Source organism: Shewanella sp. Pdp11, assembly GCF_002838165.1.
GTDB classification, from domain to species: Bacteria; Pseudomonadota; Gammaproteobacteria; order Enterobacterales; family Shewanellaceae; genus Shewanella; species Shewanella hafniensis.
Genome location: NZ_CP015194.1, coordinates 2,536,793 through 2,560,338, shown reverse-complemented (window position 1 = coordinate 2,560,338; position 23,546 = coordinate 2,536,793). Strand labels below are relative to the sequence as shown.

Sequence of the window (23,546 nt, the reverse complement as noted above, 5' to 3'; positions counted from 1 at the left end):
AATGCCAACGGCGAAATACGTTAATGCGTATTTCGCCGTTGGAACACTCGATTAATGCGTCAAATTTAAGTTATCTATTTTAGGCCGTTTCTTCTGGCCTGAGACTCAGCTTTGCGCTGTGCCATTCTGACAAAACAAGCTTGTCGCTCCATATCTGACATAGTGCGCCACGCTAAAATCTCATCAAGATGCCTAAAACAACCTAAGCAAATATCTTGCTGATCTAAACAACAATTGCGGATACAAGGATTGGCATTAGGATCATTCAGACCAGACGGCATATTCATTGCCACAGGGTTCAGTGAAGTGGAATCGGCGACCACCGGGAAAACTAAAGATGTCTGCCGTAATTGCGCCGCCAGCGGCCACAACAGCAGCAAGAGTCAATTCTAAGTTCTGGCTGTAGATCACAATCAGCGGGCAACCTTTTGCGAGGGTAAAATCCACCTCGGCTTGATAGAAGCCACCTGTGATCCCGACATCCATAAAACAACTGTATTCTGGGCCATAATCGACATAAGTCCAGCCAAACACTTGGCTAAAAAAGGCCTTAGAACTCGCAATATCGCGACTCGGAATTTCTAAATAATTGATGCTGTGGTGGCGGTTCATAGACTTCCTTGCTATTTAATCAGGACATAAAATACGTAAGTAAAAATGGGAGCCAAAGCTCCCATTCCATCCGCGGCTTTAACTCAGGTTAACCTTGGATTAAGGCTGCGACAAGTCCAATCAGACCGCCAAACACGCCGCCCCAAATCACTAACCAACCTAAATGCGTTTGGATCATGTCTTGAACGATTTGTTTCACCATTTGCGGTGTGAGCTCGTTTAACCTTTGTTCTACTATGTTGGCAATTTTAGTTTGCAGATCGGCCATCACATTTGGCTGTTCGATTTCTTGTTTCAGCAACTCGTGGAAGGCATCGCTTTGCGCCATTTCGACTAGAGAAGTTTTCATCTTCACAATAAACGGTTCTTTTAGCGGTAATAACGCATCTGTGCCGCCGAACATAGATAACATACCACCAAAGGAAGATTGCGCGACTGTGCTAATTAATGCATCAAAAGAAGGCGCTAAATCAATCTTTTCAATCACAGGCGCCAAGTCTATTTTGCTCAGCCCTTCTTTTTCAGACAGGAATCGGTCGATATTTTCTGTGGTAAAAAACTGCTTCATCATCAAATGAGCAATGCCCGCCTTAAACTCTTCGAAACGAGAAGGCACGACTCCTGAGCCATAGAGTCCGGGGACTTTCTCAAACAACATATAAACTGCAACCCAGTTGGTAATCGCACCCGATAAGGCAAACAATCCGACATTCAAGACAATTGCCGACTGCATCAGGTAGCCCGCAACCACCAAAGCAGCCGCCAATAAATTTGTTACTAAACTCTTATTCAATCTCGTATCCCCTAAGGTGGCATCGATAAGATGCAAAACTGGCCTATATTAACAAGTTAACGGGAGTCAGGTCTAACACTCAAACCACAGTAAACGAACTCGTTTTCAAATCTGTTTTCTGTGCTAAGTCTTGGCGCGACAAGCTGCATCCAGCACATCACCAAAGCCACAATGTTATTGAACCACTAACAGCCGATTGGCCTATCCAAAATAAGTGAATCCCCTTGTATAACATTAAGTTAATTTAATGTTATACAAGCTCAAAAAACAGAAATTTTAATTTACCGCCTGTGAATTATCAACCAGCCTCAACTACACTCAATTTGGGTCAGAAACCCGAAATAGGCTTCCCAAATACAAACTCAGAATTCAGGGCTTAAACACATGTCTTAAATACGGGCCTTAAACACAGTCACTGAACAACGACTCAAATAAAAAGTTAACCACAATAAATTAAGGATGCGCTTATGGAATCGGCTTTTAATACTGCAGGTGCGTTAAGTTGGCATGAACTCACAACCAATAACACCGAAGAGGCCATGTGCTTCTATGCTGAGATTTTTGGCTGGCACTTTAAAACCGTCAAAATGCCCCACGGCCATTATCATATTATTGAAAATCAGGGCGTTAGCATTGGCGGAATTACCGACAGTTTAATCCCCACTCTTCCCTCACATTGGACTGGCTATATTACCGTTAGCGATGTGGATCAAGTGGCTATCAGTGCCAAAAAACTCGGCGGTGACATTCTGTTTGGCCCTGAAGATATTCCTGAGGTGGGGCGTTTTTGTTGGATAAAAGACCCACAGGGCGCCATTATTGCAGCCATTAGTTATTTGAAACGCTGATGTAAAATCTGACTTGAATATAATGAGTGACAACTCAAGGAATGCGCCACAAACTGATACAGTTGTAGTTATCAATGTAGAGATAGGTTGTCAGTCAGAAACGACTGAGTTCAAAATAAGTTGTAGTCGGGTAATGCCAAGATTTCATTGATAAAATATAAATAATATCTGGAAACATTAGCGTTAATCGCTAGAATGTTCGCACTTATGGCAGTTTTCCCCTGTCTTATGCATTGGAGCCTTGATATTAATGCTGACCCAGCTATCGCAATTCAAACACACTTTTTTTGCTCTCCCAAGGTACCTGCGTGTGCTTGTTTACCTCACCGCCGTCTACCTTAGCTATGTCTGCACATTAGGCTTAATCCTGCCCTATGCGATAACCACGCTGGCCCCAGAAAAACTCTCTGCTTTACTTGGCCGTCCCGTTACCTTAGGGGATATCCGCATCAATCCCTTTAATTTCAACGTCGAAATTGACCAACTGGCCATTAAAGAAAAAGACGAAAAACCGTTTGCAGGCTTAGCGCAAGTCCAATTCGAAGTGAACTTTTGGCAATCTGTTTTTAATCGCGCCGCCGTGATCGAAAACATACACATACAAGCGCCCTACGCACATATCATCCGTGTGGAGAAAAAAGGCAAAGCTGGATTCAACTTCGACGATATTCTGCAGACCTTGAACAAGCATTCATCCGCGAGCACAGAACCCCCCCCCACAGAAGCCAGCGCCCCCGTTCGTGTCCTGCTCAGTCAATTTGTATTGAATGCAGGGCAATTTAACTTCGATGACCAAATTACCCACGCTCAAGTTAATTATCCCAATATCAATTTAAAACTCAGTCAGCTCGATACTGAGTATTTGATGTCGGCATCGTTGGCCTCAGTAGCACCAGCCATAACCGCGAAAAAGACTGAAGCCAACCCAACACCAAACGCTCAATCGGCTTCTAACACTGGCTCTAGCTCCCAAGTTATGCCAATTCAGCACAATCACTATGCGATACAACTGAGTGATGATCATGCCGGTGAAATCAATTTGCAGGGGCAATTTCAACTGTTCCCATTAAAAATCGCAGGAGACGTTCACATCGCTAAGCTGAAACTGACACCCCTGTGGAAATTTATCGACGATCAATTTAAGCCAGCACTTACCGATGGCGAGATCAGTGCCAAGACTCAGTATCAAGTGGATCTTGCCGAGAATGGCGAGCTACAAATCACCAGTAACAATGGCCAGTTTATTGTTGAAAAACTGAATTTTAACGACCAAGAACGCTCAGTGGTTAAGCTGCCAATCTTTGCCCTCGACGGTATTTCGATGGATCTAAAGCAGCAGCAAGTGCATATCAATAAGCTTCACAGTGATGGCCTCACTGTAAACGCCGTTTTGAATCAAGACGGGCTCGATCTCGCCAGCTTGTTCATGCCTAAATCCGCCAGTGTGTCTACAAGTGCAGCGCCGCCAGTTGCTAATTCCATAGTTACTAATTCCATAGTTACTAATTCCATAGTTACTAATTCCATAGATGCTGAGCCGATAGATGCTAAGTCAGTAGAGACTAAAGCTGTTGAGAGTGCACAAGTCACGCAAGTGGAAGAAAAGCCTCAACAGCCAATCAAGCAAACACCAGTAACGGCGTCAACAGACACTTGGTTCGTGCAACTCGATGCGCTCAATATTGAAAACTACGATCTTAATCTATCGGAGCAAAAGTTAACGGCAACACCGCTGCAATGGCGTGTGTATCCACTTAATTTTTCAACAAAAACCATCACGAGCACCTTGGCCGAGCCGATTGATTATGCGCTACAACTCAGCATTAATGACAAAGGTACTTTAAGCTCTCAAGGCCAGGTCGATGTGTCAGGCGAAGCGATAGATGCCGATATTCAACTCGATAAGCTCGCGTTAATCCAATTCCAACCGTATCTCGCGCCCTACGTGAATATCCAGCTTAAGAGTGGTTTATTAAGCTCTGCAGGCAAGCTCACGACTGATGCCAAGGGCAAAGCCATTTACGGCGGCAGTGTTGAGCTCGATGACTTAGCCATTCATGATAAATTGCGTAATGCCCCGCTGGTCAAATGGCAAAAGATGAATATCAATCAGCTCGATTTTGACCAACAGAAAAATCAAATCAAAATCGATCACTTAGCCTTTAATCAACCCTACGCCAAAGTGGTGATCGCTAAAGATAGAAGCACTAATATTAGCGATCTTATCGTCGAGGCGCCTATTGCAGCTTCAGTAACGAATAGTACGACAACGAACAGCGCGCCCCCTGCTAAGCAAACCGCAACCGAGCCACAAATGGCGAGCAAGTCAGCAACGCCTGAGCTGAGTCTAGATATTCAAAAAATTAGCTTTAGCCAAGGCTCGGCTTACTTTGCCGATAACTCACTGACCCCGAATTTTGCTTCGGGAATTGAGCTGCTTGAAGGCAATATAACTCACCTGTCGTCAACGCCAGGCACTAAGGCCTCGGTCGATATCAAAGGTAAGATAGACAAGTACGCGCCTGTGACCCTAAAAGGCGATATTAACCCTTTGTTAGACATGCCATATTTAGATCTCGATTTAGTCTTCAAGAGTGTTGAGCTCACCTCAGTCAATCCTTACTCAGGCACCTATGCGGGTTACTACATAGATAAAGGGCAGCTATCGTTATCGTTGAACTACAAACTCGATCAGAACAAGCTTAAGGGTAATAACCATCTCGTTATTGACCAATTGAAACTTGGTAAACCTAGCAACAGCGACCTTGCCACTAGCTTACCCATCACGCTCGCCATCGCCTTGCTGCAGGACCGTAACGGCGTGATTGATTTAGGCATGGAAGTCTCAGGCGATTTAGACTCACCCAGCTTTAGTGTCGGCAGCATCATAATGACGGCGATCACCAATGTGATCACTAAAGCCGTTACTGCGCCCTTCACTTTCCTAGCTGGGCTGATAGGTTCAGACGAAAGCTTAGATAAGGTCAGCTTTGCCGCTGGTCAATTCAGCCTAAGTAAAGATGAGCAGAAAAGTTTAGATAAACTCGCCAGCGCCTTACTCGACAGACCTATGATAAAGCTCAGCGTTGAAGGGGAAGTCGATGCTATCAATGACAGCCAAGCGATTGCTGAGCGTATCATGAAGCGAAAATTGGCTAAGTTAGCCAATATCGAGTTCAGTGCGTTACCTGATGATTTAAGTCCAAGCCAATTCCCGACCCAAGGGCCACTTGCCGATGCGCTAGTGAAGCTCTATGAGCAGGAAGTTAAAGCCGATCCGGTCCAAATAAAAGACACAGTGATCGCAGAGGCTAAAGACGCGCCGCTTTCCGATGACGAAATCACCACCCGCTGGCATATCGCTTTATATAATCTGTCAGTAAAAGCGCAGAATGTTAACGATGGCATGTTGGGTAATTTGGCCCAAGAAAGGGCCAAAGCTGTTAAAGCTTACCTTGTGGACGTGAAAGAGATTGCACCAGAGCGGATCTTCTTGCTCGAAAGCCGAGTGAGTTTAACCCAGAATGTGGCCCAAGTGAGCCTCACCATAGATGCGCAATAGAGACGAAATAGCCCCGCAATAACGCAAGCAGTTGCTATGTTTGCGCTAAAAGAAGCCCGCTAAAGTTCAGCTTTAGCGGGCTTCTTTCCTATGCTAAAGAGCATGCCTAAATATATCGCTAAACCTATATCAAATTGTTGCCGCTAAGCGAAAACGCTGTCCTTGTAACCAAAGAATCTTCTACCTGTTAATCCACACTAAAATGTTGGCCGCGCTTTGCGCCATAGGTTACACTCTGCGGCCTTTATGCTACTGGGATCGCACGCTCAAATCGCTAAATCTCAGTTTCGTCGCCCCCTTGCGGCGACACACGAATCACTTTTCAACACACATTATCATTGAGGTCACTGACATGTTTATCATTCGCTGGATTTTAGGCAGGATCATTCTGTTTTTAAACTTCGTATTTAGCCCTAAAAAGCGCCAACGTCCACTGGCAGAGCAACAACAGATTGATACTCAAACTCAAGCATTAGCCTTGTATCAATATCCAGCTTGCCCATTTTGCGTAAAAGTCCGCCGTGCAATGCGCCGTCAGGGACTCAATATAGTGACCCACGACGCTAAAAAAGCGCCGCATAAAGATGAACTCATCGCTCAAGGCGGCAAACAACAAGTGCCTTGTCTACGGATAGAAGAAAACGGCCAAGTACAGTGGTTATATGAATCAAAAGAAATCATTAACTACTTAGATCAACGCTTCGCCTAAATCGCGGCGTGGCGGTCGGTGTAAATATCCAAATAAGTGCGCCCAGTACCTTTTTCATGAACTGTTTAATCGACTTTTCAATGGACTTCCCAATGAACTTTACAATGGGTTTTCCGTTGAAATATCGAGGTTTCGGGCGCAGTTCTTTTATTGCGTTGTTTAATCACATCTACTTACGCCACAAATATTCACGGTCAGAATAATCAAATAACCACTGGGGTTGATACACCACCAATAACGTTACCGCCATACCATTAAGCAATGCCTCGGGGAACGCCAGCAAAGGGATTAGCATCAAGTAGTCATCCACTAACACATTCCAATCGTAATCCGCTGCAGACCACAACCACATCGCCCAACTCAATTGATGAAACACAGTTGAAAGGCCCGCATTGATAAAACCACCGACAAAGATAAACACAAAAATGTGTTTAGGAAATACATGGTAACTGCGACTGTATAAAACAAAACACAGGAACAGCGGCACAGCCATAGCAAACAGACTAAAAGCCCCAAAATCAGCGGGTTGTTTCAACACAAAAAGACTAAAAAAAGCACTCGGCAACAGTAATGCCATGGTCGCAAGACGCCAACCGAACATCAGCATACAGGTCACTATCCCCAGAAAATGCAGATGCAACCCAGTTTGAATACTGGCATTTAACGACCACAGCGCATTAACACCCACCAGCGTCAGTAACAAGCGTAACTGCAGATTTTTATCCCGCCGGATCTGCGCTAACTCTTCTTTTGGCCATATCGCATAGATCCATAACGCCAATAGCATAAGGCATATGCCTTGAGTCAGGCTCATATCCCACTCGATTTGCGCCCATTTATTCGACCAAAACGCCCACATTACTCGCCCATCCCTCATCCATTGTGCCAAAACAGTCACTCAGCCCATGAAGATGCCATAAATCCATGAACTTTAGGGCCATATTAAGGTATTCTGCTGTCAGTTAATAACCTAAGAGTTAAATTTGATTATGCCGCTTCGATACCTCAGCCTTGCAATCTTAAGTTGTTTCTCGCTCATCGCCTGTAGCAGTGCCCCCATAGATCCTAGTGAACTTGCTGGGAAATTACGGGATAAGTTAACCACAGACATTAAAGCCGATGGCCTTAAACTCTTCAGCTACACAGCGCGGCTGGTCGATGAACAATCTAACAGGGGTGATGCAGACCGTCCCTTGCCGCACGATGCCCGCGTACGTAGCATGCAAGATCCCCGTGAACAACGCCGCGCAATGCAAAATCTACAGGACTCATTAGAGGTTTGGGGACGACAGGTAGAATTAGGATTAACAAAAACCCTTGAAATGACAGGTTATTGCCGCGAAGGCTATATCGAATTAAGCCGAATTATCGAGCCCGGTCGAGGCGAAATTCGCGGAGAATGCCAAGAAGGCGCGACTAATGCCGATAAGCAAAAATTTGTGAACTATTAGAGAAGGTTTGAATCACTCAAATTTGCATGGCTAAGATCTGAGCTTCGAAAGTCGCAAGATTGGAAAAGCACTGTTAATCGGCTAAAAATAGCGAAAACAATAATAAGAAAAGATTAAAAAGGTAAGTATGCGCGTATTAGGCAATACGCGCATTCACATCATACTAGACTGATTCAGTCAGTGGCACGGCACGATTTTCCAATAACACGGGAATACCTTCAGTGATCGGATAGGCCAGCTTATCCGCCTTACAAATCAACTGCTGCGTTGTTTTATCGTACTCAAGTTTTCCCTTACACACAGGGCAAGCCACTATATCTAACAATTTTTTATCGAATGCCATGGAAGTTTCCTTGTTTAGCTGCAGCCACCTCGCGAAGACGTGCGAGCAGCTGCTCATCAAATTGTGGGGATAGCTTGGCATTGACCGCCAAATACCACCAGTTCTCTTGTGCAAAATCGCGACATTTAACCGCATCTTTTTCTGTCATCAACAACGGCAAGTCTTGGGCTAAATCACGTAATTGGGTTTTATCATAGGCCTGATGGTCATCAAACCCCTGGCATAGCGCCAATTGATAACCTTGGGCGCGCAGCGATTCAAAGAAACGCGCAGGGTTACCAATACCCGCCATCGCAACCAGCGGCTGAGATTTATCGAAACTGTAATTACTGCAGTTTGCATCGCATTTAACGGGCTTCACTTCAGTTGGGGCCAGTTGCATTTCGAACTGACCTTTTGCTGCAGGTCCGCCATTACAGACGATAAAATCCACGGCATCGAGACGCCACGCGCCTTCACGCAGCGGACCTGCCGGCAACAGCAGGCCATTGCCTAAACCGCGTTGACCATCAATCACCACCAGCTCAATATCACGCCCCAGCGCATAATGCTGCAGCCCATCGTCGCAGATGATGACATCCACACCAAACTCGGCAATAAGCGCATTAGCCGCATCGACGCGTTTGGCGCCAACCACCATGGGCACTTGAGTGCGCGCCACTATCATGGCAGGTTCATCACCGACCTCTACCGCGCTCGCGCCTAAGTTAACCGTTTTAACGCCTTGAATATCAACGCCATAACCACGACTGATCACACCGGGGTGAAACCCATGCTGGCGCAGTAGCTCAATCAGATAAATCACGGTTGGCGTCTTACCGCTGCCGCCGACGGTAATATTACCAACAACGATGACAGGCACTGGCATTGCCGTTTGTGGTTTGAATCCGAGGCGAAACAAGGCGCGGCGCACATAAGTGATCACCGCGAATACGCCCGATAAAGGCAACAAGAGCCATCGCAGTGGATGGCCCTGATACCAGATTTTATTCACTAAGGCCTGCATCTAACTACCAAATTGCATTTGGTACAATTTGGCGTACATGCCATCTAATTCCAATAGCGACTGGTGCGTCCCGCGCTCGACGATACGTCCCTGATCCACCACTAGAATTTGATCGGCACTCTCGATAGTCGACAACCTGTGGGCGATCACTACTGAGGTGCGGTTTTGTCTGAGGTTATCTAAGCCTTTTTGAATCGCTTTTTCCGACTCAGTATCTAATGCCGAGGTCGCTTCATCGAGGATCAACACAGGCGCATCACGCAACATAGCGCGCGCAATCGCAATCCGCTGTCTTTGACCACCGGACAATAACACGCCATTTTCACCCACTTGGGTATCAAGGCCTTGGGGCAGCTGATCAATAAACTCCATCGCATAGGCCAAGGTCGCCGCTTCGATAATCTGCTCACGCGTCGCTTCACCGGGATAGGCGTAGGCGATGTTGTTAGCAATCGTATCGTTGAATAAAGTCACCTGCTGCGATACCAAAGCCACTTGATTTCGCAGCGATTTTAGCGAGTAATCGTAGATGCTGACATCATCGAGCAAAATGTCGCCGGATTCGAGCCCCGTATAAAAACGGGTTACTAGACTGGCAATAGTCGACTTACCAGAGCCAGAACGACCGACTAGCGCTAGGGTTTGACCCGGTTTAACTTCAAAATCGACATCTTCCAGCGCTCGACGATCTTGGCTGTCATAGCTAAAACAGACCTTATCGAAACGTAGATGACCCTTAGCGCGCTCGACGGTATAAGTGCCTGTGTCAGACTCAGGCAGCGTATCCAATAATTCAAACACTGTGGTACAAGCTGCAATACCGCGTTGGAATTCGGCGTTCACTCGGGTTAAGTTTTTGATGGGTTGCAACATGGCCATCATAGCGCCAAGAATTGTCGCGAAGGTGCCGGCGGTAAGATCGGCTTTCATGCTGTCTAAGCTTGCCGCATAAAGTACAAACGCTAAGGCGAATGAGCCGATAATCATGATCAACGGCTGACTAATGGCCTGCGCCACTGCTAACTTCATATTTTGATGGCGGTTTTGATCGTTCACTTTAGCAAAACGGGTAGCTTCGGTTTCTTGTCCACCAAAAGCCAATACGTTTTTATGGCCCTTAATCATTTGCTCAGTCGTAGCACTTACACCACCCATAGCGGTTTGAATTTGCTTAGAAACCTTACGGAAACGACGACTGACCACAGTAATGACCATGCCCATAATCGGCCCGATCACTAAGATACACAGGGATAACTTCCAAGAGTTATAGAACATCAGTGCCAGCATACCCAATACAGTTACACTGTCGCGGACGATAGAAATCAAAGCGCTACCCGATGCTCTGGCAATTTGCTCAGTATCGAAGGTGACTTTTGAAATCAAGTTACCGGTATTTTCCTTGTCCATGTAACTGACTGGCAGGCTAAGATAATGCTCAAACACTTGCTGACGCATGTCCATGATCAAACGTGCACTCATATATGAAATGCCGTAGGTCGAGACAAAGTTGGCAAAACCGCGCAGTGTAAACATGACGATAACCACAAGCGGCGCCATCATCAGCACATCGTTGTTCGCGTGGAAACCTTCACTGGTTGGCAAAGCTATGCCATTGGTGACCGCAGCAGGTGCGCCGCCGGAAAAACCCTTATCAATAAAGGGACCGATGAAAGCGATAAAGGCGGCATCGACGAGACCATAAATAATTAATCCCGCAACTGAAAGCATAAACATGCCTTTCATCTGTTTTATATAGCCCAGTAATCGTTTGAAAACTGTCCACATTTCGTCTTTAGGAGATGTTGTCATTGATAACACTAAATTATGGCAAAGTAGCCATTCTACTCTGGATTAATCAAGTCACCAAATCTAAACAGAGAGTTGTACCAAAATGGCGCTAAATCACCACGATAGGTCTTTACCTCTAACTCAGGCTGCTGAAAAATCACACTAATCTGCCCTTCTGTCCCTGTGGTCAGACTCCTTATTTCTCGTCGCTGATACCGTTCAACCACAGTGGATTTAGGAAAACCATAACGATTAGCAAAACCCGCAGGGAAAAGCACTAACTTAGGGGCTACGGCATCGATAAAGGCCTCTGTCGACGAGGTTTTGCTGCCATGGTGCGGCGCTACCAGCACGTCGCTTTGTAACTCGTTTAGGTCACTTAGATCACCGTTCACGCTTAGATCACCGCTCACACTCAGCTCACGGCTTACACTTAATTCACGACTTAATAGTGCCGCTTCGGTTTGTTTTTCAATGTCCCCGGTGAGCAGCAGACTTTGCAAGCCATCATCGATGCGCACCACACAGGAGCCATTATTTCCCGCCAGCACTTGAGGCGGTGAGAGTAAGTTAAAGCTCAACCCTTGCCATTGAATTTGCCTTGGGCGGCAATCTTGGCCGCTAAAGCCTGCCACATCTGTGATCACCCAAGCCTTAGGATAAGCCTCAATCAAGACAGGCGCGCCGCCTGCATGATCGTTATCGCTATGGCTGATAACAATATAGTCAATCTCTTGAATACCTTTGGCTTTTAGGAAAGGTAATATCACTCGCTCCGCATAACTGAAATCATCACCAAAGGCGGCGCCCGTGTCATAGATGACTCCCCTGCCATTTTTTTCAATCACCACGGCTAAACCTTGGCCCACATCGAGTAAATGCATAGCCCATCGATGGGTTTGCACGGGAGACCACAGCGTCATACAAAAAAGTAATACGGGCATAAACAACAAACTCAATAGGCTTAGCCAAGCAATATTGTTTTTATGCTTAGGCACATAGCGCCATAACACACCACCAACGAACGTGCAGACTCCTAAGGCTAATAGGCTGTCAGAGAGTGCTAACCAATGGGCGGGTAAGTGCTGACTGATATCGAGTAACTGCGCATAGGGCGATAAACTCCAATCACTGAGGCGAAGCAGTCCCAACCAAGAGAACCCAAACGTAGTTCCAAGCCACCAGCAGACAAATCCCGCCATTGCTAAGGGGATCACTACAAAGCTAAACCAAGGAACTGCTAAGATGTTCATCCACAGACTGTGTACACTCACGCCGCCAAAGAGTGCCGCTTGCAGTAATCCAAGCCCGAGACTCAAGCGCCATTGGATTGCCCAAAACTGCATCATCCCTGTGCGTAAACGTGCCCCTCGACTCGACGCGGGGGTAAATGCCCTTGGTTGGATTTCTAAGGTGTATAAGATGATGCCTAAGGCACAAAACGACAGCCAAAATCCCGCACTTAAACAAGCGAGCGGATCCAGTAGCAATACAATGAACAGGGCGAATAACAAGCGTTCCCACGCGGTAGAAAATCGCTTTAATAAACTCAATAGCATTAACAGCAGAATCATCACCAATGCCCGCTGAGTCGAAATACCAAAGCCAGCAAGATAGGCATAAAATGCGGCGCCTATGCCCGCAGCGACTAAAGCAAGGGTGATATTACGTCGACTTTGATGTGGCACTAAGTGACTCAATCCAAACAAAAAGCATGTGTAAATCCATGCTGCGACGACTGAGAGATGCAAGCCGGAGATCGCCACTAAATGACCCGTACCCGTCTGCCGTAGTGCTTGCCAACGTGCTTTTGTGATCAACTGCTTATCACCCATAAGCAAGGCGAGTAAAATATCACCTTGCGGCAAAGAGGCTAATTTAGGCGTCAATGCGCTTATCAGCTCGTTACGCAGTGAAGGTGAAACCTCCAGTAAATGTGCCTCAATCACTCGCCCTTTACCGACAACATGTTGGCTGATTAATTGTTTCTGCTCATTGTAGCCACCTTGATTTAACACGCTAGCAATACGCTTAGGCATCAAGGTAAACTGCCAAACCTGACCGACATCGACTTCTGGCGGATCTTTCCACGTGAGTCGCAATTTTGCATTTGGCCCTAAGATTAAATTTGGTTTAATGACCGATATATCCAAACTTAGCCAGTCGCTGTTTCGACTAACTAGTGATATGATTTCGCCCCTAACCTCTATAGGTTGTTGTAACACTGGAAGATCCTGCCTAGATAATCCTAAGCAAAAACCAGTTAGCCATGCCATTGCAAAGAGTCCACCTGCACAAACAGGGATTTTTCGGTATAAAATTAGCGCCCCAACAACAAGGTAGGGTATGTAACTGACTGGCGGCAGCGAAGGCCACAACATCGCTGATAACAAGATGGCACTAAAGCCAAACATGAATCGATTCATAGTGAATTAAGTTAAGACAGCAATTTCAGCCTATGCCAAAAAAATTAATCAAAAGATTTATGCCTAAGCCTGAAACCTTGCGTGAGCATAAACACTTACGCATGTTTGGACGCTTATTACATAATCCCAATTTGTGGGCGCTAAATCGCAAATCCGCTCCTGGCGCATTCGCAGTGGGATTATTTGTCGCCTGGATCCCTATGCCATTTCAGATGGTAGTGGCTGCGGCTTTTGCCATTCTATTTAACGTTAATATTCCCGTTTCAGTTGCATTAGTCTGGATAACCAATCCCTTAACTATGCCAGTGATGTTTTACGGCGCGTATTTACTCGGCGCTAAGATACTCGGCCATGCGCCGCAAGATTTTGCCTTTGAAGCCAGTTGGCAGTGGATTGAAGCTTCGCTTGCCACCATAGGTCCGGCGTTTTTACTGGGTTGCCTCGTGCTCGGGGTAATTTTTTCCGCAGTGGGTTATTTATTGATTAATAATCTGTGGAAATATTCGATTATGTTTAAGTGGCAAAAACGTAAGAATAAATAACCTCGCCTTTCCCACCGCTTATGCTGATGCAGTTTTAGCCAAAAGCTAATTTATCTAAGCAACAGTATAAGCGGATCAATATCTTAGCTTATTCTTCATGGCCTAATGTGCCCCCAAATCGCTCTTCTTCCATTTGGTTTATATCCTGTCGTTTTAACGTCTGTCACGCGCTCACTCCTTTCACGCTAGAGATTGTCGCTTCTCATGTTGAGCGCCATCTGTGCAGACTAAGATTGCGTCTTAAACAGACGCCGCACGAGGAATACTCATATTGGGATATATACATTCATTTTAATTGCAGCTTAAGATATCAGACAGATTTAGTCAGATACTCAAGAGCCAATTATGTTGAATATTGATGAGCCCGCACATTTACAACCACAAATCGCCTTATTTAGATTAGGCTTTCGGCCTTTTTTCCTGTTTGCGAGTTTATTCAGCGTATTGGCATTAGGGATCTGGGGAGGTTTTCTTTCAGGGATCAATCTGTTGCCGCAATCTGTTAATCCTCTTTGGTGGCACGGTCACGAAATGATTTTTGGATTTGTCTGCGCCGTGGTCGCGGGCTTTTTACTAACGGCAGTGCAAAACTGGACTGGCCAAGCTGGAATTAAAGGAACTTGGTTGTTAGGGTTGTTCAGTGTGTGGTTATTGCCACGGCTATTATTACTCATGCCGCTAGCGATTCCCTTTACGCTCATCATGTTTATCGACTTACTATTTTTGCCGCTAACGGCGTTAATACTTGCCCAAGCCGTGATCCGCGTTCGTCAATGGCGCAATTTTGTATTCATCCCCATTCTCACCTTGCTCACCCTAATGAATGCACTGAGTTACTACGGCGTTTTAACAAATCAATTTGAATGGATAAACATCGGCTTATATGGTGCGGTTGCGTTAATCAGCATCATAGTTGCACTCTTAGGTGGCCGAGTGATCCCTTTTTTCACCGAGCGCGCAACCCAATGGCAGCGTCAAACTGCGATTCCAGTGCTCGAATGGCTGAGCTTTATCAGTCTCTTTGGATTAGTCATTAGCTTGATCCTACAAGAGCAAATATTGCTCCGTAGTATGGCAGGGATTGCGAGTATCGTTTTACTGCTGCGCTGGCATCGCTGGGGTTGGCATGCCTGCTGGCGCGTACCTTTGCTCTGGTCGCTGCATCTTAGCTATGTGTGTATCCCAATTGGTTTAGCACTGATTAGCTTGGGTTTCCCCTTATCCGTTGGTATGCACGCGATAACGGTTGGTGGGTTAGCTGGGATGATTTTAGCTATGATGGCGCGGGTTTCGTTAGGCCATACGGGCCGAACACTGCAACCGCCAAGCATAATGAAGTATGCCTTTGGCTTAATCCTGCTTGCGGCAGTGTTTCGAGTATTAGCAGGGATAATCCCGCTATGGTCGGCATCATTACTGCTGGCCGCCATAACATCTTGGGTCATCGCCTTCGGCTGTTTCTGTATCTGCTATGGGCCTATGTTGTGCCAAGCCAGAATTGATGGTCGACCTGGTTAGGACATGTTAATACTGAATTTGGCACTTAAATGTAGATTGAACATATCTGTGAATTAAGTCACACAGCATAACTGCGCTTTTCCCTACAAGCTGATTTTTACTGTTACTATTTAAAAAAACATCAAGTAGGGAATGCCCATGCCATTTTATCACCAATATGGTTCTAAGAGCCTCAAAGCTGTAGAACACTTAGTTCTGTTTATTATTGCCATTGCCACTATCGTCGCGATAGGCCAAGAAATTGTGCATATTGTCTCTGTCCGTATGGTTGCACTAGCGGATTTACTCCTGTTATTTATTTTCCTAGAAGTCTTAGCCATGGTCGCGAACTACTATGAATCAGGTAAGTTACCCGTGCGTATGCCACTGTATATCGCAATTGTGGCCTTAGCTCGTTACCTCATTTTAGATATGAAGAGTATGGAAGATTGGCGTATTGCCGCGATATCACTGTCGACGTTAATTTTAGCGGCAACTGTGATCGTCATTCGTTGGGGTCAATTAAAAATGCCCTATCCGAAAAACCAAGAATACGACAATTAATCAAGCACCTGAGTTGGTGCTATTGAAGACGAATTCAATAGCACCTGCTGTCCTCCTTTTAAAACTATTATCAAAGACCTAGCTTTCACATTGGTATTCTGCCAAAAAGCAATTATGCTAGTTTTACTGAGATCAATAATTTACGGGGCAATTGAGTTATGGGTGACCATACTACTGGTTTTGAAGAAAAACGCACATCACTGCGAGTGGACATGGAAGCGGAGCGTGTCGTCTTACATTGGATTGATGCACAAGGCATAAAGCAAACCGATGAAGGCGTGTGTATCGACTTAGCCAGACGCGGTATTTTATTCGATTATAAACGTCCCTTTGCACTGGGCGAACTCATAGAAGTGACCTTTAATCCCGATTCCACCCAGCAAAATACCGTCAAAGGACAAGTCTGCCGCTGCGCGAAATGCCACGACCAAAGTTACCACATTGCCATGCAACTGCTTTAATTTAACTTAATTTTCGCAGGTTTAATGGGTCTGTTCTACACTCAATGGATTGAACAAGTCATTAAGGGGCGTCACTATGATTTTGCTGGTGGGTGGTGAAAAAGGTGGTAGCGGAAAAAGTTGCCTCGCTCAAAATCTTGCCGTTTATATCAAGCAAAAATTTCAAGCAAACGTCCTTATGGTCGATTGTGATCCCCAGCGCACTACTTCAGATTGGATCCAAGCGAGAAATAATGATCCCAGTCTGCCCAGCATTAACTGCATTCAGCTTTATGGCAAAATTCGCAATGATTTACTCAGCCTCAATGAGCGTTTTGATTACGTGATTGTTGACTGTGGTGGTCAGGATAACTTGGCCATGCGCGCAGCCATGTCGGTAGCCACTTATGTTGTGATCCCCCTCAGACCCAAAAGACGCGATCTTAAAACATTACCCCACATGGAAGACATGCTCAGCACTTGTAAGATGGTGAACCCGAAAATGATCGCCACGATAGTGCTCACCCAATGCCCTGCGCTTCCTACACAATTTAAGCGTATTTTAGAGGCTAAAGATGTGGTGCAATCCTTTGGATTAAGAGTATTGAACTCCGTCACCTTTTGTCGAAATATTTATGATGACAGTGAAGAAAAAGGCTCCTCTGTGGTCGAAATCGAACCCGATGGAAAAGCCGCCGATGAGATCCGCGCTATAGCGGATGAATTATTTGCTATGCCACCAGAAAATAGCTATGAGCTTAACTGATCTTAAACGTAAGAAACCTAAGCAAATCATCAAGCCGGTTTCTGTCGATGATTTCATTGAAGATGCCAATAACTACGCCTTAGGTAAGGCGAGTTTATTAGCCGCGGCTCAGACTCAAGCGACAGTTAAGGGCTTAGATAAAAAGTCGACTAAGATGTATCGCCACGCCACCTTTACCCTGACAGAAAAAAGTATTGCCCAGCTCGATGACTTATCGAAATCCACCAGCATTGCAAAATCACGCTTGCTGCGTATTTTAATCCATGAGTTTAGCCAACTAACACCCGCGCAGCAGAACCAAATTGCCAATAAACGCCACGACGAAACCTAAACTTCTAAGCCGATAAAGCCAAACGGTAATATTCGGTCACGCTCAATGTCTTTCTATGAGCAAACGTCTCCACACTCTAATGATTTTGTATTACTCATCTGCTCTCTTATAACAGTTACGCGATTGCCGAAATATGTATAACCACAATCTATTAATGCTCACACTTTCTTCCCGCGGCCAGTTCAATGCCTTGGGGCGTTTCATGGAACTTACCTTTCGCTACGAGTAACTGAATTAATGCTTCAGCGCTAAGATCCGCGGCACTACACGTATGGTATCGAGCCGCAAAGCCAAACTTTTGTCCCATAAGGGATAGTAATTCAGGCTTTATAATAGCGGTACCTTGCGCTACCATCAGCGCCATAACATCATGACCGTGAACAGAATTGGACATATGTCCTCCTAAAGATGCAATATTATTGTTCTTTATATCCTAACGGTAGAATTTGAACCCTGATCTCGCGCACAGACTTTCTAATTGATACCACGGCGCTGATATCTGTGACGATAATGTGAGCCATTATGTCCTTGATCCTATTATTGACCCAACAGATGTCGCTGTACTTAGTGATCGTTTACTTAGTCAGTAAAACGCCGCTGTTTAAACTGTTTGCCGAAACCTCCCCTCGTCTGCCGCATAAGATTTTTATGTATCTGATTTTTTCGAGTTTCTGCATCATGGCCACCTATTTTGGTGAGCAAACATCAGGCGCGATTGCCAACACCCGTGCTATGGGCGCTGTATTAGGTGGATTATTAGGCGGCCCAGTAACTGGTTTTCTGGTAGGGCTAACCGGTGGCCTTCACCGCTACAGTATGGGCGGCTTTACTGAAATAGCCTGCGCCATTTCCACCACCTTAGAAGGCTTATCCGCCGGGATGATAAGCTTCTACTTAAGACGTGCGGATAAAAGTGAGCTTATCTACAATCCATTACTCGTGTGCCTAGTGACTTTTTATGCCGAAATGATGCAAATGAGCATCATCTTACTGGTCGCCCGCCCCTTCGATGATGCGTGGGAATTAGTGCGCCAAATCGCGCCGCCCATGCTGTTAGTCAACTCAGTAGGAGCGGCACTCTTTATGAGCATGATCCGCGACCAAAAAACCATGTTCGATAAACTTTCCTCCAGTTTTTCAACGAAGGCGTTAAAGATAGCCGAGCGCAGTGTCGGACTCCTATCCAAAGGATTTAACGAAGAAAGCAGCAGCCGTGTTGCCCAAATCGTTATCGAAGAAACTAATGTAGGCGCAGTAGCCATCACAGACAGGGAAAAACTGTTGGCTTTTATTGGCATAGGTGCCGATCATCACCTGCCTGGTACGCCAATTTCTTCCAAGATAACCTTAGAAGCGATCAATCAAAATAAAGTCATGTTCGCCGATGGTGTTGAAATGCCCTATTCATGTTCTATTTCAAGCAACTGCCGCTTAGGCTCGAGTTTGGTGATCCCGCTGCGCAGTGATACCGAAGTCATTGGCACCATTAAACTCTTTGAGCCTAAGAATAAGCTTTTTTTGAATATTAACCGCACCTTAGGTGAAGGTATTGCCCGTCTGTTATCGAACCAAATTCTTTATGGCCGATTTGAGCAGCAGCAAAATCTGCTGACTCAAGCCGAATTGAAATTACTGCAAGCGCAAGTTAATCCGCACTTTCTGTTCAATGCACTCAATACCATTAGCGCGATAATCAAGCGCGATCCCGATATGTCTAAGCAGTTGCTGCAGCAGTTATCTCAGTTTTTACGGATCAATTTAAAGCGAACGACAGGTTTAGTGACGCTCGGGGATGAGCTCGATCACATAGCGTCCTATCTCACCATTGAAAAAGCGCGTTTTATTGATAAATTACAAGTCAGTATCGCGATACCTGAATCACTCTACCATTGCAAAGTACCGGCCTTTACCCTGCAGCCGATTATTGAGAATGCGGTAAAGCACGGTACTTCGCATATGATAGAGCAAGGGCAGATTAAAGTGACGGGCAAGCTCGAAAATGATGTGTTGGAATTAGAAGTCACAGACAATGCCGGATTATATCAACCCGTTGAGGGCTCTGAAGGCCTAGGGATGAACTTAGTGCATAAACGCATTCAAAACATTTTTGGTGAGCAATATGGCGTCACAGTAGAATGCGAAGCGGATGAATTGACTCGCGTTACTATAAGATTACCCATAGAAAATACTGAGATATCCAATATGGACACCCGCTCGTGATCACTTGTTTAATTGTCGATGATGAACTGTTTGCTCGTGAAGAATTAGCCGATCTTTTGGGGCAAGAACACGACATTGAAATTGTTGGCCAATGCGCTAATGCCATTGAGGCGTTACAAAGCATAGCCAAAGACAAACCTCAGTTAATTTTTCTCGATATCCAAATGCCGCGCATTTCGGGCATGGAACTTATCGCTATGCTCGACCCCGATAACATGCCAAAGATTGTGTTTGTTACCGCCTACGACGAGTTTGCCGTCAAAGCTTTCGACAATCATGCCTTCGATTACTTACTCAAACCGATAGATGCCGAGAGACTGAGTAAAACCCTCACTCGGGTGCGTAAAAATCTAACGCCTCAAATTATGGATCCCATTACCCCAAAGCGTCTGGAACATATTCCCTGTTACAGCGGTAATAAACTCAAGGTGATTGCCATCCAAGATGTGGAATATGTGTTCAGTGACTTAAGTGGTGTTCATGTGGCCAGCGCTAAAGGCAAAGTCCATACCCAATTGACCTTAAAAGTGTTTGAAGAAAAAACCCCACTGGTGCGCTGCCATCGGCAGTATTTGATTTCACCTAAGGCAATTGCCGAAATTGAGCTGTTAGACACTGGCGCCGAAGTCACCACCCACTCTGGGGATAAAGTGCCCGTCTCACGGCGCTATCTAAAGAGCCTTAAGCAGCTGTTCGGCTTCCAATAACTAAAACAAATAGCCATAAGATGGCTAACAACACCCGCCGTTAACATACGATTACAACCACTCAAGCCCATCTATTACCGCTCACCCTGCATTTTCGACCACTCATTGAGATTGCGAAGTTTTATATCAACAACTTGTTTACACTCGCCAGAACTCAAATGGGGAGATAACAAAAATGATGTGGTTCCTACTCTGTGTCGGTCTGCTGATCGGCGGCTACTTTATCTATGGCGCCTTTGTCGAGAAAGTCTTCGGCATTAACGCTAATCGTCAAACACCTGCTTTTAGTCAGACTGATGGCGTCGATTACGTACCTATGTCTAAAGGCAAAGTTTATTTAATTCAATTACTGAACATCGCAGGCGTAGGCCCAATTTTTGGTCCTATCTTAGGTGCGCTCTATGGTCCTGCAGCTATGTTGTGGATTGTGGTTGGCTGTATCTTTGCGGGTGCAGTGCATGACTACTTTTCTGGCATGTTGTCAGTACGTAACGGTGGCCAATCTGTGCCAAACCTTGCGGGTAAATATTTAGGAAAGAGTGCCAAACACTTTATGAACGTGTTTGCTATCGTGCTGCTACTGCTAGTTGGTGTGGTCTTTATCTCAGCACCTGCAGGTTTACTGGGCAAGCTTACCGGTTGGGACGTGAGCATTTTCGTAGGCATTATCTTCGTCTACTACCTGATCGCAACTGTGGTACCAGTCGATAAGATTATCGGCCGTTTATACCCCTTCTTCGGCGCTTTATTATTTTTCATGTCGTTCGGTCTAGCTTTCGCGATTATCCTATCAAGCGAGCACACCCTACTGCCGAACGTACAAGCGGGCGATTTCTTCCAAAACTTAAACCCAAATGACATGCCACTTTGGCCTGCGTTATTTATCACCATCGCCTGTGGCGCGGTATCGGGTTTCCATGCAACTCAATCACCATTAATGGCACGCTGCGTTGAAAACGAAACCAATGGTCGCTTCGTTTTCTTTGGCGCCATGATTGGCGAAGGTATTATTGCGCTGCTTTGGTGTGCGATTGCATTGTCATATTTCGGCGGTGTGGAAGGCTTAAGCACAGGCATGTCAGGTAACCCTGCCAACGTCGTCTATGAGGCTTCTACCGGTCTGTTAGGTGCTATTGGTGGCTTTATGGCTATCCTAGGTGTGATTATTCTGCCGATTACTTCAGGTGATACGGCTTTCCGCTCTGCGCGTTTGATTCTGGCTGAGTTTTTCAACATGCCACAAATCTCACTGCCAAAACGCTTAGTGTTAGCTATCCCACTGTTTGTTATCGGCGGTATGTTGACTCAAGTGGATTTTGGTGTCATTTGGCGCTACTTTGGTGTGGCAAACCAAACCACTGCGGTATTAATGCTGTGGACAGCTTCGGCTTACTTGTTACGTCATAACAAACTGCATTGGATTGCGACTATCCCAGCGATGTTTATGACCACTGTGGTCATCACCTTCCTACTGAACTCGTCAACCTTAGGTGCAGGCTTACCTATGACGGTATCAACTATAGCAGGTGTCGTCACCACCTTAGTGATTACAGCGCTGTTGATTGTTAAAACCAAAGGTAAAGGTGAGATTGATTTACCGGTAGAAACTGAGCTTAAAGAAACAGCCAAAGACTCATAAAACAGTCCGAATGACCAAGCTAAAACAGGCGCTTTATTGCGCCTGTTTTGATCATATCACTCCACTAGTAATTGCCATCACAGGTTTACGCTAGCCAGATATTCAGGCTTGACTCGATACCATTGCACACTGTATCAGGCATACAAAACTGCTATACTCCCGCCATAGCACACTGCAACATGCATAATATGAATCAATCGAATAACCCGCTCCACGGCATTAAACTGGAAACGATCATCACTTACTTAGTCGAGAAATACGGCTGGGAAGAATTAGGTGAGAGAATTAATATCCGCTGTTTTACCCACGATCCCAGCATCAAATCCAGTTTACGTTTTTTAAGAAAAACAGAGTGGGCACGGGATAAAGTCGAATATCTTTATTTAAAAGCCAACAAATTACCCTTACCGCCACCTAAAGCCGAAGCGAGTCAAACCGCTAAGAAGCCTGCGGCAAAAATCACAACTAAAAAAGCGACTCAAACCACGACAGACAAGCCAGCTAAAAGCGAGAAATCCAGCTCAGATGGCAAAGTAAACAGCCATATTTGGGGTAACAATTAATCCTAGGCCGCTGCTGCCATAAAGCGTAAACAGCCCTAGAATCAGGGCTGTATTGTTATAATAAATCAATAATGTATCGATTTTACTTACCTATTTACACTAATCCACACCTTTAATTTAATTGTGGCTAATAGCGTTTACTAAGAGGCTGTGAGCCATGAGCAAGCACTCTTTTTGGCTGAGCGACAAAAAGTGACTTCAGTTTTCAAATTGATGGCCGATAGAAGTGGAGCATGATCCAAATTTTCATGAATGGAGTGTTAAATGAACATTAATGGAATAAACAGTAACGCAACTGGCTCAGGTTTCACCGCCGTATCAAGCGCATATATCGCAGCGACACCAGCCGCAATAAAAACACCTACGGCGAATAGTGAGTCCACTGACTCACAAGATACCCAAGAGACAGTCTCCATTTCTAATGCGGGCCGCGCGGCTTTATCCAACGACTTCGGAGCCCCTTTAAGAGAGAAAGCCTTGGCTAAAAAAAATGAAACTGAAATCACAACAACAGAAGAGGAACCCCTAACGTTAATTGACGAACAAATCAAAAAGATAAAAGAGCAAATCAAAGAATTACAAGAGATGCTAGCCAAGCTTAAGGGAGATGACTCAGAAGCTGCAGATCAGCAACGTAAGATGCTGCAAGAACAAATAATGTTACTTAGTGGTCAAATCGCCACCTTGTTGGATAAAAAGATGCAAGATGCTAAAAAGCCAGATTAACTAAAGATAGTTT

General features: G+C 45.4%; 25 protein-coding genes. 15 read left to right on the top strand and 10 right to left on the bottom strand.

Translation table 11 applies throughout. From position 1 onward, the window contains the following. Positions 1-74: 74 nt before the first annotated feature. The 3 genes from AYJ58_RS11330 to AYJ58_RS11320 all read right to left on the bottom strand — a co-directional run bounded on the left by AYJ58_RS11330 (position 75) and on the right by AYJ58_RS11320 (position 1,405). Positions 75-287, bottom strand: a complete 213-nt coding sequence (locus AYJ58_RS11330; protein WP_106650205.1) for a DUF1289 domain-containing protein — start codon at positions 285-287, stop codon at positions 75-77. Beyond that, entirely contained in the window at positions 262-612 is a 351-nt protein-coding gene (locus AYJ58_RS11325) for a VOC family protein (protein WP_106650204.1), read from the bottom strand. Before AYJ58_RS11325 ends, AYJ58_RS11330 begins: the two co-directional genes overlap by 26 nt. 88 nt (positions 613-700) lie before the next feature. Continuing rightward, entirely contained in the window at positions 701-1,405 is a 705-nt protein-coding gene (locus AYJ58_RS11320; protein WP_106650203.1) for a DUF445 domain-containing protein, read from the bottom strand. A gap of 467 nt (positions 1,406-1,872) precedes the next feature. Between AYJ58_RS11320 and AYJ58_RS11315 the strand changes: the two genes are divergently transcribed. The 3 genes from AYJ58_RS11315 (at position 1,873) to AYJ58_RS11305 (ending at position 6,524) form a co-directional block, all read left to right on the top strand. Then, positions 1,873-2,253: a VOC family protein gene (locus AYJ58_RS11315; protein WP_106650202.1), complete on the top strand. Its 381-nt coding sequence runs from the start codon at positions 1,873-1,875 to the stop codon at positions 2,251-2,253. Between the two features lie 250 nt (positions 2,254-2,503). Further along, positions 2,504-5,815, top strand: coding sequence for a DUF748 domain-containing protein (locus AYJ58_RS11310; protein ID WP_106650201.1), 3,312 nt, complete (start codon positions 2,504-2,506; stop codon positions 5,813-5,815). A 352-nt stretch (positions 5,816-6,167) separates the two neighbouring features. Then, entirely contained in the window at positions 6,168-6,524 is a 357-nt protein-coding gene (locus AYJ58_RS11305) for a glutathione S-transferase N-terminal domain-containing protein (RefSeq protein WP_012196875.1), read from the top strand. A 169-nt stretch (positions 6,525-6,693) separates the two neighbouring features. On the opposite strand, the gene AYJ58_RS11300 is transcribed toward AYJ58_RS11305, so the two are convergent. Next, positions 6,694-7,383, bottom strand: a complete 690-nt coding sequence (locus AYJ58_RS11300; RefSeq protein ID WP_106650200.1) for an energy-coupling factor ABC transporter permease — start codon at positions 7,381-7,383, stop codon at positions 6,694-6,696. Between the two features lie 130 nt (positions 7,384-7,513). Between AYJ58_RS11300 and AYJ58_RS11295 the strand changes: the two genes are divergently transcribed. Continuing rightward, positions 7,514-7,975, top strand: a complete 462-nt coding sequence (locus AYJ58_RS11295; RefSeq protein WP_106650199.1) for a hypothetical protein — start codon at positions 7,514-7,516, stop codon at positions 7,973-7,975. On the opposite strand, the gene AYJ58_RS22195 is transcribed toward AYJ58_RS11295, so the two are convergent. The 5 genes from AYJ58_RS22195 to AYJ58_RS11275 form a co-directional block, all read right to left on the bottom strand. Further along, a complete protein-coding gene (locus AYJ58_RS22195; RefSeq protein ID WP_443019239.1) occupies positions 7,972-8,046 on the bottom strand; it encodes a pentapeptide repeat-containing protein in 75 nt (24 codons plus the stop codon). The genes AYJ58_RS11295 and AYJ58_RS22195 overlap by 4 nt on opposite strands. 92 nt (positions 8,047-8,138) lie before the next feature. Continuing rightward, entirely contained in the window at positions 8,139-8,318 is a 180-nt protein-coding gene (locus AYJ58_RS11290) for a Trm112 family protein (RefSeq protein ID WP_006081200.1), read from the bottom strand. Next, positions 8,305-9,324, bottom strand: coding sequence for a tetraacyldisaccharide 4'-kinase (lpxK, locus tag AYJ58_RS11285; RefSeq protein WP_106650198.1), 1,020 nt, complete (start codon positions 9,322-9,324; stop codon positions 8,305-8,307). Before lpxK ends, AYJ58_RS11290 begins: the two co-directional genes overlap by 14 nt. Next, positions 9,325-11,133: a lipid A export permease/ATP-binding protein MsbA gene (msbA, locus tag AYJ58_RS11280; protein ID WP_106650197.1), complete on the bottom strand. Its 1,809-nt coding sequence runs from the start codon at positions 11,131-11,133 to the stop codon at positions 9,325-9,327. It lies immediately after the preceding gene. A gap of 32 nt (positions 11,134-11,165) precedes the next feature. Further along, positions 11,166-13,538: a DNA internalization-related competence protein ComEC/Rec2 gene (locus AYJ58_RS11275; protein WP_106650196.1), complete on the bottom strand. Its 2,373-nt coding sequence runs from the start codon at positions 13,536-13,538 to the stop codon at positions 11,166-11,168. 32 nt (positions 13,539-13,570) lie between these two features. Here AYJ58_RS11275 and AYJ58_RS11270 point away from each other — a divergent pair, with 32 nt between their 5' ends. From AYJ58_RS11270 to AYJ58_RS11245, 6 genes are all read left to right on the top strand, one after another. Then, positions 13,571-14,080, top strand: a complete 510-nt coding sequence (locus AYJ58_RS11270; protein ID WP_006087434.1) for a DUF2062 domain-containing protein — start codon at positions 13,571-13,573, stop codon at positions 14,078-14,080. Positions 14,081-14,425: 345 nt separating this feature from the next. Further along, positions 14,426-15,598 (top strand): NnrS family protein, encoded by a 1,173-nt coding sequence (locus tag AYJ58_RS11265; protein ID WP_106650195.1) that lies wholly within the window; start codon positions 14,426-14,428, stop codon positions 15,596-15,598. Positions 15,599-15,736: 138 nt separating this feature from the next. Then, a complete protein-coding gene (locus tag AYJ58_RS11260; RefSeq protein WP_106650194.1) occupies positions 15,737-16,141 on the top strand; it encodes a phosphate-starvation-inducible protein PsiE in 405 nt (134 codons plus the stop codon). A gap of 158 nt (positions 16,142-16,299) precedes the next feature. Next, positions 16,300-16,602 (top strand): PilZ domain-containing protein, encoded by a 303-nt coding sequence (locus AYJ58_RS11255; protein ID WP_106650193.1) that lies wholly within the window; start codon positions 16,300-16,302, stop codon positions 16,600-16,602. 76 nt (positions 16,603-16,678) lie between these two features. Next, the gene (locus tag AYJ58_RS11250; RefSeq protein WP_106650192.1) at positions 16,679-17,347 is read left to right on the top strand and encodes an AAA family ATPase; all 669 of its coding nucleotides are present in this window, start codon (positions 16,679-16,681) and stop codon (positions 17,345-17,347) included. Further along, positions 17,334-17,678, top strand: a complete 345-nt coding sequence (locus tag AYJ58_RS11245; protein WP_106650191.1) for a ribbon-helix-helix domain-containing protein — start codon at positions 17,334-17,336, stop codon at positions 17,676-17,678. Before AYJ58_RS11250 ends, AYJ58_RS11245 begins: the two co-directional genes overlap by 14 nt. A 151-nt stretch (positions 17,679-17,829) precedes the next feature. On the opposite strand, the gene AYJ58_RS11240 is transcribed toward AYJ58_RS11245, so the two are convergent. Further along, positions 17,830-18,072: a YecH family metal-binding protein gene (locus AYJ58_RS11240; RefSeq protein WP_106650190.1), complete on the bottom strand. Its 243-nt coding sequence runs from the start codon at positions 18,070-18,072 to the stop codon at positions 17,830-17,832. A 128-nt stretch (positions 18,073-18,200) separates the two neighbouring features. Between AYJ58_RS11240 and AYJ58_RS11235 the strand changes: the two genes are divergently transcribed. The 5 genes from AYJ58_RS11235 (at position 18,201) to AYJ58_RS11215 (ending at position 23,533) form a co-directional block, all read left to right on the top strand. Further along, positions 18,201-19,898 (top strand): sensor histidine kinase, encoded by a 1,698-nt coding sequence (locus tag AYJ58_RS11235; RefSeq protein ID WP_106650189.1) that lies wholly within the window; start codon positions 18,201-18,203, stop codon positions 19,896-19,898. After that, a complete protein-coding gene (gene btsR / locus AYJ58_RS11230; protein ID WP_106650188.1) occupies positions 19,895-20,605 on the top strand; it encodes a two-component system response regulator BtsR in 711 nt (236 codons plus the stop codon). The genes AYJ58_RS11235 and btsR overlap by 4 nt, the downstream gene beginning before the upstream one ends. A 175-nt stretch (positions 20,606-20,780) precedes the next feature. Next, positions 20,781-22,244, top strand: a complete 1,464-nt coding sequence (locus AYJ58_RS11225; protein ID WP_106650187.1) for a carbon starvation CstA family protein — start codon at positions 20,781-20,783, stop codon at positions 22,242-22,244. A gap of 179 nt (positions 22,245-22,423) precedes the next feature. Further along, positions 22,424-22,807, top strand: coding sequence for a VF530 family DNA-binding protein (locus AYJ58_RS11220; protein ID WP_106650186.1), 384 nt, complete (start codon positions 22,424-22,426; stop codon positions 22,805-22,807). Positions 22,808-23,071: 264 nt separating this feature from the next. Beyond that, positions 23,072-23,533, top strand: a complete 462-nt coding sequence (locus AYJ58_RS11215) for a FlxA-like family protein (RefSeq protein ID WP_106650185.1) — start codon at positions 23,072-23,074, stop codon at positions 23,531-23,533. Positions 23,534-23,546 lie beyond the last annotated feature (13 nt).

Bases quoted from the DNA above. Each gene is read 5' to 3' on its own strand.
- AYJ58_RS11330 (WP_106650205.1), bottom strand. From the start codon at position 287: ATGAATATGCCGTCTGGTCTGAATGATCCTAATGCCAATCCTTGTATC.
- AYJ58_RS11325 (WP_106650204.1), bottom strand. From the start codon at position 612: ATGAACCGCCACCACAGCATCAATTATTTAGAAATTCCGAGTCGCGAT.
- AYJ58_RS11315 (WP_106650202.1), top strand. From the start codon at position 1,873: ATGGAATCGGCTTTTAATACTGCAGGTGCGTTAAGTTGGCATGAACTC.
- AYJ58_RS11310 (WP_106650201.1), top strand. From the start codon at position 2,504: ATGCTGACCCAGCTATCGCAATTCAAACACACTTTTTTTGCTCTCCCA.
- AYJ58_RS11305 (WP_012196875.1), top strand. From the start codon at position 6,168: ATGTTTATCATTCGCTGGATTTTAGGCAGGATCATTCTGTTTTTAAAC.
- AYJ58_RS11300 (WP_106650200.1), bottom strand. From the start codon at position 7,383: ATGTGGGCGTTTTGGTCGAATAAATGGGCGCAAATCGAGTGGGATATG.
- AYJ58_RS11295 (WP_106650199.1), top strand. From the start codon at position 7,514: ATGCCGCTTCGATACCTCAGCCTTGCAATCTTAAGTTGTTTCTCGCTC.
- AYJ58_RS11290 (WP_006081200.1), bottom strand. From the start codon at position 8,318: ATGGCATTCGATAAAAAATTGTTAGATATAGTGGCTTGCCCTGTGTGT.
- lpxK (WP_106650198.1), bottom strand. From the start codon at position 9,324: ATGCAGGCCTTAGTGAATAAAATCTGGTATCAGGGCCATCCACTGCGA.
- msbA (WP_106650197.1), bottom strand. From the start codon at position 11,133: ATGACAACATCTCCTAAAGACGAAATGTGGACAGTTTTCAAACGATTA.
- AYJ58_RS11275 (WP_106650196.1), bottom strand. From the start codon at position 13,538: ATGAATCGATTCATGTTTGGCTTTAGTGCCATCTTGTTATCAGCGATG.
- AYJ58_RS11270 (WP_006087434.1), top strand. From the start codon at position 13,571: ATGCCAAAAAAATTAATCAAAAGATTTATGCCTAAGCCTGAAACCTTG.
- AYJ58_RS11265 (WP_106650195.1), top strand. From the start codon at position 14,426: ATGTTGAATATTGATGAGCCCGCACATTTACAACCACAAATCGCCTTA.
- AYJ58_RS11260 (WP_106650194.1), top strand. From the start codon at position 15,737: ATGCCATTTTATCACCAATATGGTTCTAAGAGCCTCAAAGCTGTAGAA.
- AYJ58_RS11255 (WP_106650193.1), top strand. From the start codon at position 16,300: ATGGGTGACCATACTACTGGTTTTGAAGAAAAACGCACATCACTGCGA.
- AYJ58_RS11250 (WP_106650192.1), top strand. From the start codon at position 16,679: ATGATTTTGCTGGTGGGTGGTGAAAAAGGTGGTAGCGGAAAAAGTTGC.
- AYJ58_RS11245 (WP_106650191.1), top strand. From the start codon at position 17,334: ATGAGCTTAACTGATCTTAAACGTAAGAAACCTAAGCAAATCATCAAG.
- AYJ58_RS11240 (WP_106650190.1), bottom strand. From the start codon at position 18,072: ATGTCCAATTCTGTTCACGGTCATGATGTTATGGCGCTGATGGTAGCG.
- AYJ58_RS11235 (WP_106650189.1), top strand. From the start codon at position 18,201: ATGTCCTTGATCCTATTATTGACCCAACAGATGTCGCTGTACTTAGTG.
- AYJ58_RS11225 (WP_106650187.1), top strand. From the start codon at position 20,781: ATGATGTGGTTCCTACTCTGTGTCGGTCTGCTGATCGGCGGCTACTTT.
- AYJ58_RS11220 (WP_106650186.1), top strand. From the start codon at position 22,424: ATGCATAATATGAATCAATCGAATAACCCGCTCCACGGCATTAAACTG.
- AYJ58_RS11215 (WP_106650185.1), top strand. From the start codon at position 23,072: ATGAACATTAATGGAATAAACAGTAACGCAACTGGCTCAGGTTTCACC.